A 17958-nucleotide genomic window follows, 5' to 3' on the forward strand; every position below is an offset into this window, starting at 1 on the left:
CTTCTAGGTACACGCGGAAAACGCGTTGGAAACACAAGGATTCCGGCCGACGGGGGACGTTCGGGCGGAATCGGGGACAGGGGGTCACCATGAAAGGCACGAACCGTATCGGCATATCCGCCATACCATGTCGCACCGCACGAATGTGATGGCCTGCGGCCGGGGAACCAATCCTCCGGGCCGCGGGCGGTAAACCAGACGAATCCCAAGCATGGGACGGGCTTTCCGGCGTAAGGGGAGCCGGAAGACGATCATTTCCGTTCCCATCCCATGCGCAGGAGCCGGCGTCGCGGGACACCATACGAGGGGAATCCTCGCGACGATTCCGACTTCAAATCCAGCCGTGTACGCTGCAAGGCCCTGCGCGAGCCATACCCGCGCAGGGCCTTGGCGTGAGCACGCCGCGCGAGGAGTCGCGCGACGATCCGCAACGGCGCATCACACATCACGCATCACACGCACAGTCATCGCACAGTCATCACGACCGGCGACGACAACGACACATACGGGGACACAACACACTCATGGCACAGAACCAACTCTTCGACCTGACCGGTCAGGTGGCGCTCGTCACCGGCGCCGGCTCCGGGCTCGGTCGCGACGCGGCACGCGCGTACGCCGCCTCCGGCGCGGCCGTGGCGCTGCTCGACGTCAACACGGACGGCATCAACGCCTTGGAAAGGGAACTGACGGATGCGGGGCATCGTGCGCTCGCCATCACCACCGACGTAGCCTCCGAGGAGCAGGTGCGCGATGCGATTGACACCGCGAAGGAGACGCTCGGCGACATCGACATCGTCCTCAACGACGCCGGCATCTTCGCCCGTGACAGCGCCGAGACGTTCACCGACGAGGAGTGGGACCGCGTCTTCGCCGTCAACCTCAAGAGCATCCTGCTCACCACGCGATACGTGATCGACGGGTTCAAGGCACGCGGATACGGCAAGATCGTCAACATCTCCTCCGTGAACGCGCGGTACGTGGAGGCCGACGACACCTATGTGCGTGACTCCTACTATTCGTCCAAAGCCGCCGTGCTTGGTCTCACCCGAGCGCTGGCCGCACGATACGCCAAGTACGGCGTAACCGTGAACGCCATCGGACCGGGATTGTTCAAGACCGGAATCACCGCGAACAACTTCGAGGCGGAGGGCTTCGCCGAAGCCTACAACAAGGTCAATCCCTCCGGCCGTTACGGGCGCGACGGGGAACTGAACGGCACTGTACTGTTCCTCTCCTCCCACGCCTCCGACTACGTGCAGGGACAGTTCATCATCGTCGACGGCGGCTACTCGCTGGTCTGAGACCGGGCCCGAGACTCCGAGACATCAACGAGACATATACGGACAAAGGACAACCACATCATGGCGATTCTCAACTGGAACCTCAAGAAGACGGCCGCGGCGGCGCTCGCCACCCTGCTGGTCGTCGGCGGTCTGAGCGGCTGCGGCACCTCCGCCAACGCGGAGGAGAGCAACGCACAGACCATCCGCGTCGGCGTCGGCAACGCCTGGGCCCCCTACGACTATGTGGACGAGAACGGCAAGGCCGCGGGCTACGAGGTCGAAGTGCTCAAGAAGATCGACGAGAAACTGCCCGAATACAAGTTCGACATCCAGCCGGCCGCCTTCGACACGCTGCTGGTCTCGCTCGACGCCGGCAAACTGGATCTCATCGCGCACACGTGGCGTCTCAACGAACAGCGTGAGAAGAAGTACAACTGGACCAAGCAGTCCGATTTGCGCAGTGTGGTGCGCATCGTCACCTCGAAGAAGAGCAAGGTGAAGTACAACAGCATCGCCGACTTCGCCGGGCACTCCGTGTACGCGGCGGTGGGCGAGTCCACGTCGCAGCAGATGGAGGAGTACAACAAGCAGCACCCGGACAACCCGATTAAGATCGTATACGCCAACGCGAACGTCACCACCGAACAACGCTACACGGCGCTCGCGCAGGGCAAGGTGGATGCCTGGTACTGCCCCGAACCGGTCCTCAACGACATGAACAAGAACTTCGGCGGCGGGCTCAAGGCCGTCGGCAAGCCGCTGGAACAGAAGAACACCACGTTCTTCACCCAGAAGGGCGAAAAGCAGACCAAGCTCACCAACGCCATCGACGGAGCCCTGAAGGAGCTGCGCGCCGACGGCACGCTCAAGAAGCTCGGCGAGCAGTATCTCGGCGGCGACTTCTCCCAGCAGCTGAGCGCGTCCGAGGAGTACTGATGGGCGGCGAAGTGCAATTGTTCTCGTTCGATCGGCTTGAGAACGTGTTCCCCAAAGTCCTCGGGGCCTTGCCGGTCACGTTGCTCATCGTGGTGACGGCGCTCGCCATCGGAGGCCTGCTTGGTCTGTTCATTGCCTTCGTGCGCGTGCATCACATTCCCGTACTGGACCAGCTGGCCGTCGTCTACATTTCGTTCGTGCGCAGCACCCCCGAAATCGTCCAGCTGTTCATCGTCTACTATGGGGTGCCGCTCATCGCGCAGGCGCTGACCGGCGTGGACCTGAGCGCGGTCGAGGCATTGTACTTCGTGCTCATCGCCTTCGGCATCAACCAGTCGGCCTATCTCGCGGAATTGTTCCGTGGCGGTTTCGAGGCGGTCCCCGCCGGCCAATACGAGGCGGGTGATGCCGTCGGCCTGACCAGATTCCAGACGTTCCGCCGGGTGATCGTCCCCCAGGCCGTGCAGCTCATCATCCCCGGTCTCGGCATCACCATCATCGCCCTGTTCCGCAACACGTCGATCGCCGCCACGCTCGGCGTCGCCGACATGATGGGCAAGGCCGGTCTCATCGGCGCCGCCACCTACCACTATCTCGAACCGTATGTGGCGGCGACGGTGATCTTCCTCGTCATCAGCATCGCGTTGGAGCTGCTGTTCCGGCAGCTCAACAAGCGCGTGGTCTTCGGAAGGAGGCAGACGGCATGAGACCGTTCTCCAGTCAGCAGTTCGTCGACAGTCTCGTCGCCGCGAGCCATTTCATCCCGCAGACGTTGCTGCTCATCGCGGTGCCGTTCGTCGTGAGCATCGCGATCGGATTCGTCGTCGCCGTGATCCGCGTCTGGCGGATTCCCGTCCTTGCGCCGGTCCTCCAAGTGCTCACGACCATCATCCGCGGCATTCCCGTCTACCTGCTGTTGGTCATCGCCAACCTTCTGTACGACCTGTATTTCGACACGATCGCCGAGCATTTCGGATGGGCGGCGCGCAAATCAGGCGCGGGACTGCTGAACCTGTCCATCGTCATCCTGAGCATCGCGTTCATCCCGGCGGCCGCCGAATTCCTCCGCGGCGCGATGCTCGCAGTGCCGGCAAGCCAGTACGAGGCCGGCTACGCCTCCGGACTCACCCGGTTGCAGATCCTGCGCAGAATCGTGATTCCACAGATGATTCCCGAAGCCATCCCCAGCATCTCCAACATGCTGATCTCCCTCATCAAGGCGTCGGCGCTCACTAGCGCCATCGGCGTGATGGACATCCTCAACGAGTCCATCCGCTCCGCCAGCTACAACTACAACCTGCTCGAAGCGTATCTGGCCGCGGCCCTGCTGTACTGGGGGCTCGCCGTGGGCATCGAACTGCTGATGAAGGCCGCGGAATTGCGCGCCGGACGATTCAAAAAGGCGTTGGCCGCCTGAACCGGGCCGATGCGGAAAGCGAGACAGAACACCATGATCGAAATCCAGCATGTCAGCAAGTCATTCGGCGGCAACCAAGTATTGAAGGACGTCAGTCTGAGTCTTGAACACGGCCAGGTGGTCGCGATCCTCGGCCCGTCCGGCTCGGGCAAGACCACGTTCCTCAGGAGCCTCAACTTCCTGGAGCGCGCCGACAGCGGAACCCTGCGTCTCGGCGACGACGTCTACGACCTGCATTCCGCCAACAAGAAGCAGGTGCTTGAAGTCCGCCGCAAGACCGGATTCGTGTTCCAGCACTACAACCTGTTCGCCAACATGACCGCGCTGGGCAACGTCATGGAAGGACTCGTCACCGCGCGCAAAGTGCCGAAGAAGGAGGCGGAGCGCATCGCCAAGGAGGCGCTTGACAAGGTAGGGCTCTCCGACCGCTACGACTACTATCCCGCCCAACTGTCCGGAGGCCAGCAGCAGCGTGTGAGCATCGCGCGTGCCATCGCCACGAATCCCGAGGTGATCCTGTTCGACGAGCCCACGTCGGCACTCGACCCCGAACTGATCGGCGAAGTGCTCGCCGTCATGCAGGATCTCGCCCAATCGGGTACCACGATGATCGTCGTCACGCACGAGATGGGCTTCGCCCGCAACGTGGCCGACAAGGTGCTGTTCATGGAAGGCGGCGTCGTGGTCGAGGAGGGGACCCCCGACCGGATCTTCAACCATGCCAGGCAGGAGCGTACGCGCGAGTTCCTGCAGCGCGTGAGCGGCGTGCCGGCCGCCTCCGGCATCCCGGTGGCCACCGCCAAGGCTGCCTGAACGCCGGCCTCCTATATCGCGCATATCCGAGACATACCGCAGAAGGGGATAAATCATGACCATCGCCGACGAAACGACCGCGGTGAAGCGGCAGACCACCACCGCCGTGGACGCCGCGCTGCACGAACTGTACGACGCGCTGCCCGAAGGCGTCATCTCCGTATGGGGCGACGACATCGCCGCGCACGCGCAGGACTTCTCGATCTTCTCGCCGCACCGCACGTCCGCGTTGCTCCTGCCGGAGACCGTGGATCAGGTGCGGCGGATACTCGCCATCGCCAACAAGCATGCGGTGCCGGTATTCACGTGGGGGCGTGGAACCGGCATGGCGGGCAGCGCCACACCTACGCGCGACGGCTTCATCCTGTCCACCGAACGCCTCAACCGCATTCTCGACATCAACACGGTCGACGAGACCGTCACCGTCGAAGCCGGCGTCATCACCGCGGACATCAACAAGGCCGTCGAACGATACGGACTGTTCTACGCGCCCGATCCGGCCAGCGCCGCGATCTCCAGCATCGGAGGCAACATCGCCACCAACGCCGGGGGATTCCATTGCGTCAAATACGGAGTGACCAAGGATTCCGTGCTGTCCCTCACCGTGGTGCTCGCCGACGGCAGCGTCATCACCACCGGGCGCCACACCATCAAGAACGTGTCCGGGCTCGACGTGACATCCCTGTTCGTCGGGTCGGAGGGGCTGCTGGGCGTGGTCGTCCAGGCCACGCTGCGACTGCGTCCGCGTCCGACCACCACCGCGACGGTCGTCGGATTCGTGCCGCGCATCGAAGACACCGGCAAAGGCGTGGAGGCCGTGGTCGGCAGCCGCGTGCAGCCGTCGGTGTGCGAGATGCTCGAATTCCTGCCGCAGATCCGTGAATCCGCGCGGTTCGCGCCGGTCGTCGGCGACGCGCAGTGGATGCTGCTCATCCAGACCGACGGCGAAGGCGCGGCCGCGGACGCCGCCAAGCTCACGGCCGCATTGGAGAGCGTCGGCGCCACCGCGGTACAGGTCACCGATCCGGACGAGGTCGACTGGCTGTTCGAACTGCGCCGTTCCGGAAAACCGTATCCGACCGACGCGTGGCTCGCAGGCGGCGACGTCGCGGTGCCGCTGTCGAAACTCGCCGGATTCCTCGCAACGATCACCGGCATCGCCGAACGACGCGGATTGACTTACCAGATCGTCGCGCACGTGGGCGACGGCAACCTCCACTCCGCGTTCTTCGCGCCGAAGAGCGAATACGACACCTATCCGGAGATCCTCAACGAGGCGCATCGCGAAATGGTCCAGGAGGCGCTCGCCATCGGCGGCACCCTCACCGGGGAGCACGGCATCGGTCTGGAACTGAAGGCGTACCTCGCCGACCAGATCGGCGAACGCAATCTCGAACTGCAGCGCGCCATCAAACGCGTATACGACCCGAAGGGGATTCTCAACCCCGGAAAGTGGCTGTGACCATGGCAGAGTATTCCGCACTGTTCCGGCGTCTCGACGCCAAGTCGCCGTTCTCGTCCGGCAACGACATCGATCCCATCGAAACCAAGCTGCTGCCGTTCGACATCGGCATCCCGGATCTCTCCCTGCTCCCCGGCGACGATTACGCACGGGCCGCGGCCGAAGTGTTCGGCGGCCCACGGTTCAATGAAGCGGTCTCCTATTCGGCGTACGAGGGCATCACACGGCTACGCGAACAGGTGGCGCTGCGCCGCCATACGAACGTCGAGAACGTGTTCATCACGACCGGCGCCACGCAAGGCATCTTCCTGACCATATCCGCGTACGTCGATCCCGGCGACGTGGTCGTGGTCGAGAATCCCACGTTCCCGTTCGCGTTGAAGGCGCTCAGGCTCGCCGGCGCGGATATCCGCACCGTACCCACCGGACCGCGGGGATTGGATGTGGATGCGTTGGAGGAGCTTCTCGAATCCGGTGTGAACGTCAGACTCGTCTACACGGTGTCCGACTTCCAGAACCCCACGGGCGTGACCTTGTCCGCCAGGTCCAAGGCGCGACTGCTGGATCTGGCGGAACGATACGATTTCGTCATCGCCGCCGACAGCCCGTACCGCGACCTCTGGTTCGACCAGCCGCCGGCGGAATTCCCCCAGGAAGAGCGTGAGCTCAAGGACGGAGGCCATCTCGTCGAGATCGGTTCGTTCTCCAAAACGCTCGGCCCCGGGTGGCGCGTCGGCTGGAACATCGCCGACGCCGCCACGGTGGAACGCTTCGCCGCCTACCGCACCAGCGCCGAAGTCCATCCCTCCGGAGTCGCCCAATCCATCGTCTCCACCCTGCTCGGATGGGACGGCTGGTATGACGGGCTCGTCGCGAAACAACGCGAAACCTACCGGCGCAAGGCGTACGCCCTCTACGACACCCTCATCGACGTCTTCGGCGCGGACATCGTCGTAAGGCGTCCGGAAGGCGGATACTTCCTGTGGGCGCAGTTCCCGGAACGGTTGGATCCGGCGGCTGACGGGCGCCGTCGGGAACTGGCCCGACGCAACGTCCGCGTCGTGCAGGGCGACTCCTTCTATCCGTACGACACCGGGTCGCGGGCGTTGCGACTCGCGTTCTCGTTCCTCCCCGAAGAGGACCTCATCGAAGGGTCACGGCGCATCGGCCAGTCATTGCTCGGCTGAGTCGTCGATCGGACCGGCTCCGGTTTCCTTTCCCGTCGCCTCTTCACCCATCATCATTCAACCCATACGGTCGTTTCGGCCATGCACAGCGCCGGCGTCTCATGACTGCGCGCATCGCATCACGATCCACACCACGACAACACAGGAGTTCAGCCATGGCGGACACCATCATCGACAGCACCCGTCCCTTCGACTATCTGAACGAGTTCCTCGGACTCGCACGTTCCGGCGCGCAATGGCTGGAAACGCACGCCAAGCGCGATGAAGACGGCATCTACTGGGACTACGAGCCGGAGGCGGGCACCCCCGGCGGACACTCATTGTTCAGCGGCGACGGCGGAGTGGCGTTGGCGTTCCTCCAGCTTTGGCAGGAGACCGGTGAACGGCATTATCTGGATGTCGCCGTCGAGCAGGCCGAAGCACATGTGAAGCGGTACCGGCGTGGCACGTTGGCCCCGGAACGGGCGCAACGCGGTCTCGCCGGGCTGGAGAAGATCCCGGGCAACGAGTGGAGCTACTATCTCGGCGTCACCGGTCCCGCCTACGTCGTGCTCGAAGTCGGACGCAACGCCGAACGGCGTGATCTGGTCGACGCGGGACTGGCGATCCTCGACGACGTCATCGCACATGCACAGCCCGCCGGAAACGACGGCGAAGGCGTGCAATGGTCCGGAGAACCGGGAATCCTGCTCGATGGCGGCATCATCGTCGTGCTCGCGTGGGCGTATGAGACGTTCGGGCGCAAGGAGTATGCGACGGTCATCGAGCATGCCGCCGAAGCCGTGCTCGCCAAAGCGATTCATCATGGTGAGGACGGGCAGGGGCATGCCGTCCTCTCCTGGCAGGGCTTGAACTCCACCACACTCGGCGCGCCGGCCTCCGTCGAATGGCCCGGATTCGAATTCGGTACCGCGGGCGTCGGCTTCCTGCTCACGCGCGCATGGCAGGTCACCGGACGTAGGGAGTTCCTCGACGCCGCGCTCGCCGGCAAAGCCTACCTCGACTCCATCGCCGTACCCGTGGGGAAGGGGCGTCTGATCCCGTACCGCACGGACCGCGGCGACCTGTTCTATCTCGGCAACTGCCACGGTCCTTCGGGCACGTCGCGCTTCGCGCAGGAGCTGGCCGTCGCCACCGGCGAATCGCAGTACCTCGATTGGCGTGACGACCTGTACCGCGGGCTCGTCGCCACCGGTGCGCCGCAGACCCATTCCGTGGGTTACTGGCACACGTCCACGTTGTGCTGCGGCACGGCGGCCATCGCGCACTTCGGCATCGCGCTCTGGTCGGCGACCGGCGGCGACGCGCATCGGGACTTCGCCTTGGGGGCTGCGCGGCAGCTCGCCGGCGAATCCTTCCTGGAGAACGGGCCGGCGCACTGGCCGGACGCGTTCGTGCGCGTCGAACCGGATTACGTGTCGTCGCGCAGCTCCTACCTGGCCGGTGTGGCAGGCATCGTCGCCGTGCTCGTCGAGGCGGCGCGACTTGCGCGCGGTGCGAAGCCGTCCCTGCGCCTGCCGGAGGATCCCTACCCGCGCGAGGCGTAAGGAAGACGTAGAACGCTCGTAGGCATTCCCTAGCGCACATTTCTTAGGTACATCGGTCATTTCTTAGGTAGGTATTCCCGGCGGAGCGGGGCCGGAATCAAGAGGATTCCGGCCCCGTTTTCGCGACGGAGGTACCTAAGAAGCGTCGGATGTGCCTAAGAAACGCGCAAAGGGACGGTGGCAAGCCGGGAACTCCGCCGAGTTCACCTCCGACTTCGCGGCGCCATGCACGAAACCGACGGTATGGCGCCACCGGATTTGCCACGAAACCGACGGTATGGCGCTGCCAGCTCTTCCCATGACCAACCCCATAACCAACCCTTATAGTCGCGCACCGGAAATCGCGATACCTGTGCGACGATTCGCGAGTACGTTGTCTGATAGCGTTCGAAACAGTGTTATCGCGGGCGGTCGGATCATGCCCGCCGATTCGAGTCGGTGCCAAGTGAAGGGAATCATCCATGGCGGTCAATGTGTCGGTCAATTCGGGTAACGGCAAGTCAGGCGGTGCGGCGGCCTCCACCGCAACCGCCTCCACTGCAACCGCCATCACCGGCGAGCTTCCCGCCGACGCGGCCTTCGCCACGCGCGCCATCCACGCGGGCTACGTCCCGGCCGACAACGGCCGTGCCGCCGTGCCGCCCATCTACGCGTCCGCCGCATTCGACCTGGGCGACGCGTCGCGCGGCGACGCGCTCGCGGCCGGCGAACTCGACGGATTCGAATACTCGCGCGTCGCCAACCCCACCGTCGACGCGTTGGAACGCCGCGTCGCCGCGCTCGAAGGCGGCATCGGCGCGGTCGCGGTCGGTTCCGGCATGGCGGCCGTCACGTACGCGCTCATGTGCGCGGGCGAGGGCGGCGGCCGCATCATCGCCCCCTCCAACCTGTACGGCGCGAGCGTCGACGCGCTCGGCGACTTCCTCCCACAGTTCGGCATCCACACGGATTTCGTGAAGAACGTGAACGACCTCGACGAGGTCGCCTCGAAGATCGGCCCCGACACGCGCGCCATCTTCGCCGAGACCGTCGCCAACCCGTCCACCGAGCTGCTCGACATCGAACCGTTGGCGCGTCTCGCGCACGAGCATGGCGTCGCGCTCATCGTCGACAACACGGTGCCCACGCCGTACCTGCTGCGTCCGATCGAATTCGGCGCCGACGTGGTCGTCCATTCGACCACGAAGGGCATCACCGGGCACGGCAACGCGATCGGCGGCATCGTGGTCTCCGGCGGCACGTTCGATTGGGCGAACGGCCGGTTCCCGCAGTTCACCGCACGCCAGCAGGTCATCAGCGACGACCGCAACGGCGAATGGCACAGCTTCGCCGAGAAGTACGGCAAGGCGGCGTTCATCAAACGCATCCGCATCAAGTACCTGCGCACGTTCGGCGCGGTCGCGAGCCCGTTCAACGCGTATCTGTCGCTCGTCGGATTGGAGACGCTGCCGCAGCGCGTCTCGCGTCAGGTCGAGTCCGCGCGACGCATCGCCGCGCATCTGACGCGCACCCCGCACGTCGTCAAGGTCAATTACTCCGGTCTCGGCAACACGCCGCAGTTCGATCTGGTCGGCAAGTACTTCCCGAACGGCGTCGGTCAGATCCTGTCGTTCCTCGTCGACGGCAGCGCCGACAACGTGCGCCGCATCATCGACGGCACGCGGCTGTTCTCCTACGTGCCGAACATCGGCGACGCGCGTTCGCTCATCGTCGATCCGGCGCACATCACGCACCGCGAGGTGCCGGCCGAGGCGCGCGTCGCCGCCGGCGTGACCGACAATCTGATCCGACTGTCCATCGGACTGGAGGACGCCGCCGATCTGATCGCCGACCTCGACCAAGCCATCGCCGCCGCCTACTGACGCGCGTGCCGCCCGTGACGCACGTCGTGCGCGCGGGCGGCTTCACGCGTACAGTAGCGTTACGGAAAACGGATGATGACGAGGGGAGCGGCGGACATGACGGCATACATGGACCACAAGGATTTGGCGAACGAGACGATCGACGAGACGCGCACGCGCGAGATCGCCGACGGCGTCAAGCGCGTGCTCGACGGCATCGCGGCGGCGGAACAGGCCGCCGGGCGCGACGCCGGCTCGGTGAGGCTGCTCGCCGCGACGAAGACGCGCGACGTGGGCGAGATCATGGCCGCGATCGACGCGGGCGTGCGCATGATCGGTGAGAACCGTCCGCAGGAAGTGCAGGCGAAGGCCGAGGGATTGGCGCGACAGTGCGCCGCACGCGGTCTCGAACTCGGCCGCGACGTGCCGTTCCACCTGATCGGCCAGCTGCAATCCAACAAGATCGGCAAGGTGCTGCCCGTCGTCAACACCATCGAATCGGTGGATTCGATCGAACTGGCGGAGAAAATCGCCCGCCGCGCGGTCATGCGGAACATGACCGTCGGCGTGCTGCTCGAAGTCAACGAATCCGGCGAGGCGTCGAAGTCCGGATGCGCGCCCAGCCACGCCATCGACCTCGCCAAGCGCATCGGCGCGATGGGCGGACTGGAGCTTCAGGGGCTGATGACGATCGGCGCGCACGTGGACGACGAGGCGACGATCCGCGCCGGATTCGCCCACCTGCGCCGCACCCGCGACCAGATCCTCGCCTCCGGCGCGCAAGGCACCGAAGGCTGCACGGAACTGTCGATGGGCATGACGCAGGACATGGCGATTGCCATCGAAGAGGGCTCGACGATCGTGCGCGTCGGCACCGCCATCTTCGGGCCCCGCGCCTTCATCTGACGGGAAGGTGGCCGATCAGGCCTCCAGCGTCTCCTTGATCGCGCCGACGAAGTAGTCAAGGTCGGCGGGCTTGCGGGAGGAGATGAGCTTCCATCCGTTGTTGTCGTCGACGTGCAGCTGCTCGTCGACGTAGTGGCCGCCCGCGTTCTCGATGTCGGCGGCGATGTAGCGGCACGGCGCGGCGGTCTTGCCGGCCACGAGGCCCGCGTTCACCAGCAGCCATGCGCCATGGCAGATCGTCGCGATCGGCTTGCCTTCGTGCGCGAACTCCTGCGCGAGCGTGATCGCGTCCTCGTTCACGCGGATGCGGTCCACGTTGCAGGTGCCGCCGGGCACGACCAGCAGGTCGTAGTCGGCGGCCTGCACGTCGGAGAGCGTCGTGTCCGGGGTGAGCGTCTCGCCCTCGTAACGGTCGTGCTGCACGGTCTCGCACGGCGCCAGCTCGGTCGCGGCGAGCGTCACCTGCGCGCCCGCGGCCTTGAGGTCGCGCAGCGGACGGGTGAGCTCCGTCTCCTCGATGCCCCAGTTGTTGACGATGATGAGAACCTTCTTATCCGCGATGGCCATGATGAGTCCCTTCCATGGGTGGCCGCCGGCGTGTTCGTTCCTCGGACATGCCGGCGGCTGATGTGGTTGCTTGCCGTATCCCATTATGCCGTGCCCCGGGCCGCGCGCGTCCGTCCGCCGCGCGGTAAGCTGAGGGAGAAGCATCATCATCCGGAACGCGTCCGAGACGGTTCGGCGATGATCCGGCGAGTCGACACGGTCGACGAGGAGGGGCGCAATGACCGAACCATACAACGCGAACCCGTACGGGGGCGATCCGCACGGCGGCGGGAATCCCGACGCGACGATACTGGACGGGACCGTTCCCGACGGCGCGAATGGGAACGGCGCGAACAGCGCCCCTGCGCAGGTGCCGTACGCGCCGTACGGCGGCGGATACAACCCGTACACGCAGACCGCCGCGCCCGTGCCGCCCGCGTACGGCGGCACGCCGGGCGGCGCGTATGGCGGTGTTCCGGGCGTGCCCGCGGGGCCGTACCAGCCGTACTACCAGCCGGAACCGCGCTGGAACGCGATGGCCATCGCCGGGTTCATCGGCTCGCTGCTGTTCTCGATTGTTGGCCTGGTCCTCAGCATCATCGGCCTCGTTCAGATCAGACGGACCGGCGAGAAGGGCAAGGGGCTCGCGATCGCCGGCATCATCATCGGCGCCTTGTTCACCGCGATGTGGATCGCGTTCATCGTCCTGTTCGTCGTGCTCATCGCCAACGCGTCGTCATCGTCGTACGACTACGACTATTCGTACGACGACGGCGACGACGGCTACGGGTATTACGACGACGGCGACGACGTGATGGACGCCGCCGACTGTCTCGCCGCCGCGCCGGACAGCGCGACCGCGCGGCTGGACGCGATCATCGCCGCCACGTATGCGGGACTAGACTGGGCAGCATGAGAATCGCACGTTTTTCATTGAATGACACGCCGCGATACGCCTTCGTGCAGAAGGATGAATCGGACGGCAAGGATTATCTCGTCGAACTCGACGGCCACCCGCTGCTCGGCGGCAAGGTCGCCCCGACCGGCAAGCGCTACGCGCTCGACGCCGACGGCATCCGCCTGCTTTCGCCGGTCCTGCCGAGCAAGGTGTACGGACTCGCCAAGAACTATGAGGCGCACGCGCAGTACATGCACGAGGCCGGTCACTCCGAGATCTCGCACGCCCCCGAGGACATGGTCATCTTCACCAAGCCGTCCACTTCGGTGATCGGCCCGGACGATCCGATCGTGTACCCGGCCTGCTCGAAGGACATGAACTTCGAGCCGGAACTCGCCGTCGTGATGGGCCGCGTCGCCAAGAACGTGCCGGTCGAGAAGGCCATGGACTACGTGCTCGGCTTCACCTGCGTTAACGACGTGACGCTGCGCGACCTGCAGGGTCTCGACCCGACGTGGACGCGCGCCAAGGGCTTCGACACGTCCTGCCCGCTCGGCCCGTGGATCGTCACGCGCGACGACGTGAACTGGAAGGACGCGAAGATCTCGTTCACGCTCAACGGCGAGGACGTGGCGATGGCGTCCGGCACGACCGCAAACCTCATCCACGGCATCCCCGAGCAGATCGCCGCGATCAGCTCGTTCTCGACGCTCCTGCCCGGCGACGTCATCATGACCGGCACGCCGAACGCCTCCGGCCACCTCGACCCCGGCGACGAGACCATCGTCCACGTCGAAGGCGTCGGCGACCTGCGCAACGTGATCGTGCGCGCGTAGGCGGGCGAAGTCCTGCGACGATGAGGGCGCCTTCCCAGCTGGGAGGGCGCCCTTTCGCATGCCGGCGGCTTGCGGACGGATGCCGGCGATGACGCCGGATAAGGGGCGAACGCGCCGTTGTGTCTACCGGGGGGGGGGGATGCTGGTTTTCAGCCATCGAGGGCTTGATATGAGGGAGAAGGTACCGTATGCCATTCAATTTCATCGATGTGGTCCGCTACGGCGGCGGCGATACCAAGGACATCTTCGCGTGGAGGCATCCGGGCACCGAGCTCAAGGCCGGCACCAAGCTCACGGTGATGCCCCATCAGATCGCCGTATTCGTCAAGAACGGCCGGATAGCGCAGACGTTCCGCGAGGGTGCGCACGTCATCGAAGGCAACAGCGCGCCGTTGCTGACGGGCGTGACCAAGATGTTCACCGGCGGGGTCAACCCGAACGACGCGCGCGTGTACTTCATCAATCTCACCGACAAGACCAATGTGAAGTGGGGCACCCCTTCGCCGATCAACATTCCGGTGGTGGGCAACGTGGGGCCGCGCAGCGGCGGCCTGACCCTGCCCGCGGGGGCCAACGGCGAATACTCGATCGCCCTGTCCTACTTCGATCCGGACGTGTATTCGGGACCGCAGACCGAGCAGGCCAACGCCGCGCACATCGATGCGTTCTTCCACCAGTTCGTTTCGGACCGTGAAGTCACCTCCGTGGATGACGTGGTGGCGGTGCTGCGGCAGAAGATCAACGAGATCATCGGCGACGAGCTGGGCAAGGTGCTCATCGGCTCCGGCATTCAGATCAACATGATCGACGCCAGGAAGTCCGAGATCGCCGACGAGATGCGTCGTCGTCTTCAGGAACCGTTCGCCCGTATGGAACAGCAATACGGCGTCAGGGTCTTCGATTTCATGCTCAACGCGATCGTCATCGACAAGTCGAGCCGCGCCTACCTGCAGTACGCCAAGCGCGCCCAGGCGTTCGAGGACCAGGTCAGCGAGGCGGAGGCGCGTCAGTACACGGGCGTCATGGACGCCCAGACGAAGCTCATGCGGGAGCGTCTCGACGCGATGGGCCGCATGGCCCACACCGACGCCAAGGCCTACGACCAGAACCAGCGTGGATACACCTTCCAGCAGGAGCACACGTTGGACGTGCTCCAGACCGCGGCCGGCAACACCGGTTCCGGTTCCGATCTGATGAACGGCGGCATCGGGCTGGGCGTGGGCCTCGGCGTGGGCGGCTCCCTCGTCAAGGGGCTGAACTCCGCCATCTCCTCGCTGGGCGTGACGGACTTCACCCCTGCGGCCGCATCCGGCACGACGGCCGCATCCGGTGCCGGCGCGTCCGGCGTGGGGTCGGCGGACGCGAGCCGGCGTCAGCCGCCGGCGCATCAGCCGTTGACCCCCGACGCCGCGGCTTCGGACGTCCAGGCCGCGACGGCCGCGGCCGCGGCGCAGGCCGCCTCCGTCTCCCGACCGGTGCAACCGGCTCAGTCGGCCCGGCCCACGCAAGCCGAACGGCATGCGCAACCCGCGCAACCCGCGCAACCGGTGTCGGACCCCATCGAGGCATTGTCCACGTTGAAGAAGGCTCACGACCTGGGTCTGATCAGCGACGACCAATTCGCCGCCAAGCAGCAGGAGATTCTCGCGCGCATGTAGGCATCGGCCGCCCGGCCGCCCGTTCCATGCCATCCGAGAGCACAAGAGCACAAAAGCAGGAAAAGGAACCATCCATGAACAACAAGCAACCCATCATCTTCGCCGTGCTGGCCACGGTCGTCGTCGACGTCATCATGCTCGTCATCCCGCATGCCAACGTGCTGTCGTTCTGGCTGGCGTTCGTCATGCTCACCCTGAGCGGCCTGGCGTTCCTCATCCCCGCGCTGGTCCGGCCCGCCACCGATTACACCACGCGTCTGCCGGCGTTCGTGGCGCTCGGCGCGAATTACGTGCTGCAGATCGTGCTCACGTTCTTCTCCAACACGGGCTGGTGGCGCGTCACGCTGATTGTCGAGCTGCTTGCGCTGTTGGCCGTCAGCGGCATCGCGTTGGCCGTCTCCTACACGGAACGGCGCAATGACGCGGCCAACGCATACTACGCGCAGGATTCCGCCAACCGGTTCACGCCCAAGCAGGGCGGCTTCTGATGAAGGCGTTGTTCGCCAAGCGGTTGTTCGTGCGCCTGGCCACGGGCGTATGGATCGTGGTGGCGGCATGGCTGGTGCTCGCGTCGTTCGGGGTGCTCACGTTGCAGGGCATGACGTTCTTCGTGAACCAGCCGGGGGTCGCCGAACAGTTCGATCCGCAGACGGTGGCGGTGTTCCGCGGCATGTCCGCGTTCTTCGACGGCGTGCTGCCGGTCTACGTGCTGCTGACGGTCACCTCGCTGCTCGGCATGGCCTCCACGATGACCATGTCGCAGGACATCCGCGACACCTATAGCCATCGCACCTATACGCTGACCTCCGCCAAGATCGCCGCGAACATGGGGTATGAGCCGACGATGGCCCGCACGCGCGAGACGCTGGATCGCACCATGGGCGCCGCGTCCGGGGTACCCGGGGCTTCGGTCCCCGCCGGCGCGCCCGCAGACGGCATGCCTGCTCCGCCGTACCCGCCATATCCGTCGCGTCCATCACGTAACGGGGAGGCGTCATGACCGTATCCGGATCATCGATGGTCGTCACCATCGTGCTGCTGTTGCTGGCCACCATCGTCATGCCGGTCGTGGCCGTCATCCTCATCGTCAAGCTGGTGAAGCGGTCGTCGGCCATCGCCGGCGCACGCTTCAAGATCTGGTACTTCCTGCTGCCCTGCGGCGCCATATTCCTGCTGTCGTGGGGGTACGGCACGTTCACGGACGGCGGGACCGTGAACACCGTCAAAGGTCTGGTCGGCATGGGCGCCGGCATCGTGCTGATCCTGCGTTGCGTGTTCGAGGAGTGGCGTGACGCGGCCGCCATGCTGGCCACCCGCCGGGAACTCGATCGGCGCGTGGACCGTCGCATCGCCGAGGAGACGCGGTACTCCACGGACATGCATCGCGCGGCCGGAGTCAACGCCTCGGACATGGACAAGGCGGTCGTCTGCCCGTCCTGCGGCAGCGAATGCCTCCTGCCGATGGGGCACGCCATCCTGTGCGCCGCCTGCGGCAATCCGATCTCGTTCGCCGCGCAGGCGACGGCCACCGCCACCGGCATCGTCGGACGCGGCGTCGCACACGATGACGAGCTGCTGCGGGACGGCGTCGGCGTGACCGAACGCGACCTGGGTACGTTGCGTCCGGTGCATGCCGTGGACGGCCGTGCCATCTGGGGCGACGCCGCCGACGTGACGTTCCGCTGCCGCCGGTGCGCCGCGACCGTCCAAGGACGCGCCGATCGGCCGCCGGCGTGTCCGCGTTGCGGCCGTCCGCTGACGGTGTCCGACATCGTCGCCGACCGTTACGGCGCCACCGCGCAGGTCGATTCCGCGCGGGCCGCGGCGGCGTCCGCGGTCGCCGCCGGCGGCCGCGTGACGATCGTCTGTCCGACATGCGGCGCCGTGGGGAGCGGACCGCTCAACCGTCCGTACACGTGTGCGACGTGCGGGCATGTCATCGGCGAGTCCGACGTGCCGCGGTGCGTTCCGCCAAGGGGAGGAGATGTGCGATGAGCGCCTTCGCCAATGGGCCCGTGCGGCGTCCGCAGCCTGCTGCCGGGCCGGCGCCGACCATCCGCAAGGGTCGTCCCGAGGACGACGTGCAGCTGACCGCGCGCCAACGCGACCGCAAGTACCTGCGCGCGTACGGCGTGCTGTCGGTGCTGTACGTGGCGTTGGCCGCCGTGACCGTCGTCGTGTTCCGCAAGGCCGTGTGGGGCGACGCCCTGGTGGGCGCCCTGCAGCCGATCGTGGGTGACGACGTGTATACCGACTACGGGCGGTATATGATCACCGGTGTCAAATGGGTGTTCACCGTGGCGCTGGCTATACTGCTCGTGGTGCCGATGATCACGGTCCTCGCCGATTTCATCCGGCGCGTGATCCGCCGCGGCAAGTTCGTGTACATCGAATCGGACCGTTACATGACCCACCTGCTCAAAGGCGAGGCGGACGCGGCCACCACGCAGACCCTGGACTACATCCGCAAGGAACTGCTGTACGTCAACCGTACGTGCGGCTCCTGCGGCAGGACGTGGCTGGTGCCCGCCGACCATCAGACGGCATGCCCCAACTGCGGCGGCCGGGTGTGACGTTGGCCGAGACGTTGCGGATTCGGTCGATGTTTCACATCGCTTCGCATCA

At 65.6% G+C, this 17958-nt stretch carries 18 protein-coding genes; 17 read left to right on the forward strand and 1 reads right to left on the reverse strand.

All coding sequences use genetic code 11. The annotated features are described in order from the left end of the window. Window positions 1–524 precede the first annotated feature (524 nt). The 10 genes from BSTEL_RS07670 (at window position 525) to BSTEL_RS07720 (ending at window position 11395) form a co-directional block, all read left to right on the forward strand. Window positions 525–1304 (forward strand): SDR family NAD(P)-dependent oxidoreductase, encoded by a 780-nt coding sequence (locus tag BSTEL_RS07670; protein WP_034529035.1) that lies wholly within the window; start codon window positions 525–527, stop codon window positions 1302–1304. 60 nt (window positions 1305–1364) lie between these two features. Continuing rightward, window positions 1365–2222, forward strand: a complete 858-nt coding sequence (locus tag BSTEL_RS07675; RefSeq protein WP_034529037.1) for a transporter substrate-binding domain-containing protein — start codon at window positions 1365–1367, stop codon at window positions 2220–2222. Continuing rightward, entirely contained in the window at window positions 2222–2929 is a 708-nt protein-coding gene (locus tag BSTEL_RS07680; RefSeq protein WP_034529039.1) for an amino acid ABC transporter permease, read from the forward strand. The genes BSTEL_RS07675 and BSTEL_RS07680 overlap by 1 nt, the downstream gene beginning before the upstream one ends. Beyond that, a complete protein-coding gene (locus BSTEL_RS07685; RefSeq protein WP_051922953.1) occupies window positions 2926–3639 on the forward strand; it encodes an ABC transporter permease subunit in 714 nt (237 codons plus the stop codon). Before BSTEL_RS07680 ends, BSTEL_RS07685 begins: the two co-directional genes overlap by 4 nt. A gap of 33 nt (window positions 3640–3672) precedes the next feature. Next, window positions 3673–4452: an amino acid ABC transporter ATP-binding protein gene (locus BSTEL_RS07690; RefSeq protein ID WP_034529215.1), complete on the forward strand. Its 780-nt coding sequence runs from the start codon at window positions 3673–3675 to the stop codon at window positions 4450–4452. A 55-nt stretch (window positions 4453–4507) separates the two neighbouring features. Continuing rightward, entirely contained in the window at window positions 4508–5914 is a 1407-nt protein-coding gene (locus tag BSTEL_RS07695; RefSeq protein WP_084686176.1) for an FAD-binding oxidoreductase, read from the forward strand. Between the two features lie 2 nt (window positions 5915–5916). Continuing rightward, a complete protein-coding gene (locus BSTEL_RS11480) occupies window positions 5917–7101 on the forward strand; it encodes an aminotransferase-like domain-containing protein (protein WP_051922954.1) in 1185 nt (394 codons plus the stop codon). 155 nt (window positions 7102–7256) lie between these two features. Next, window positions 7257–8648: a lanthionine synthetase LanC family protein gene (locus BSTEL_RS07710; protein WP_034529045.1), complete on the forward strand. Its 1392-nt coding sequence runs from the start codon at window positions 7257–7259 to the stop codon at window positions 8646–8648. Window positions 8649–9109: 461 nt separating this feature from the next. Continuing rightward, window positions 9110–10510: an O-acetylhomoserine aminocarboxypropyltransferase/cysteine synthase family protein gene (locus BSTEL_RS07715; RefSeq protein ID WP_084686178.1), complete on the forward strand. Its 1401-nt coding sequence runs from the start codon at window positions 9110–9112 to the stop codon at window positions 10508–10510. 96 nt (window positions 10511–10606) lie between these two features. Continuing rightward, entirely contained in the window at window positions 10607–11395 is a 789-nt protein-coding gene (locus BSTEL_RS07720) for a YggS family pyridoxal phosphate-dependent enzyme (protein ID WP_034529224.1), read from the forward strand. A 15-nt stretch (window positions 11396–11410) separates the two neighbouring features. Here BSTEL_RS07720 and BSTEL_RS07725 read toward each other — a convergent pair whose 3' ends face one another. After that, window positions 11411–11962 (reverse strand): type 1 glutamine amidotransferase domain-containing protein, encoded by a 552-nt coding sequence (locus tag BSTEL_RS07725; protein ID WP_034529046.1) that lies wholly within the window; start codon window positions 11960–11962, stop codon window positions 11411–11413. 217 nt (window positions 11963–12179) lie between these two features. Here BSTEL_RS07725 and BSTEL_RS12510 point away from each other — a divergent pair, with 217 nt between their 5' ends. The 7 genes from BSTEL_RS12510 (at window position 12180) to BSTEL_RS07760 (ending at window position 17906) form a co-directional block, all read left to right on the forward strand. Beyond that, the gene (locus tag BSTEL_RS12510) at window positions 12180–12857 is read left to right on the forward strand and encodes a DUF4190 domain-containing protein (RefSeq protein WP_051922955.1); all 678 of its coding nucleotides are present in this window, start codon (window positions 12180–12182) and stop codon (window positions 12855–12857) included. Continuing rightward, a complete protein-coding gene (locus BSTEL_RS07735) occupies window positions 12854–13675 on the forward strand; it encodes a fumarylacetoacetate hydrolase family protein (RefSeq protein WP_034529047.1) in 822 nt (273 codons plus the stop codon). Before BSTEL_RS12510 ends, BSTEL_RS07735 begins: the two co-directional genes overlap by 4 nt. Window positions 13676–13863: 188 nt before the next feature. Next, entirely contained in the window at window positions 13864–15333 is a 1470-nt protein-coding gene (locus tag BSTEL_RS07740; RefSeq protein WP_034529048.1) for an SPFH domain-containing protein, read from the forward strand. Window positions 15334–15407: 74 nt separating this feature from the next. After that, window positions 15408–15821, forward strand: coding sequence for a hypothetical protein (locus BSTEL_RS07745; protein ID WP_034529050.1), 414 nt, complete (start codon window positions 15408–15410; stop codon window positions 15819–15821). Next, complete coding sequence (locus BSTEL_RS07750; RefSeq protein ID WP_034529051.1) at window positions 15821–16333, forward strand: hypothetical protein; 513 nt, start codon at window positions 15821–15823, stop codon at window positions 16331–16333. The genes BSTEL_RS07745 and BSTEL_RS07750 overlap by 1 nt, the downstream gene beginning before the upstream one ends. Next, a complete protein-coding gene (locus BSTEL_RS07755; protein ID WP_034529053.1) occupies window positions 16330–17328 on the forward strand; it encodes a hypothetical protein in 999 nt (332 codons plus the stop codon). Before BSTEL_RS07750 ends, BSTEL_RS07755 begins: the two co-directional genes overlap by 4 nt. Next, complete coding sequence (locus tag BSTEL_RS07760) at window positions 17325–17906, forward strand: hypothetical protein (RefSeq protein WP_034529055.1); 582 nt, start codon at window positions 17325–17327, stop codon at window positions 17904–17906. Before BSTEL_RS07755 ends, BSTEL_RS07760 begins: the two co-directional genes overlap by 4 nt. Window positions 17907–17958: the final 52 nt, after the last annotated feature.

The sequence above is a fragment of the Bifidobacterium stellenboschense genome (genome assembly GCF_000741785.1).
GTDB lineage: Bacteria > Actinomycetota > Actinomycetes > Actinomycetales > Bifidobacteriaceae > Bifidobacterium > Bifidobacterium stellenboschense.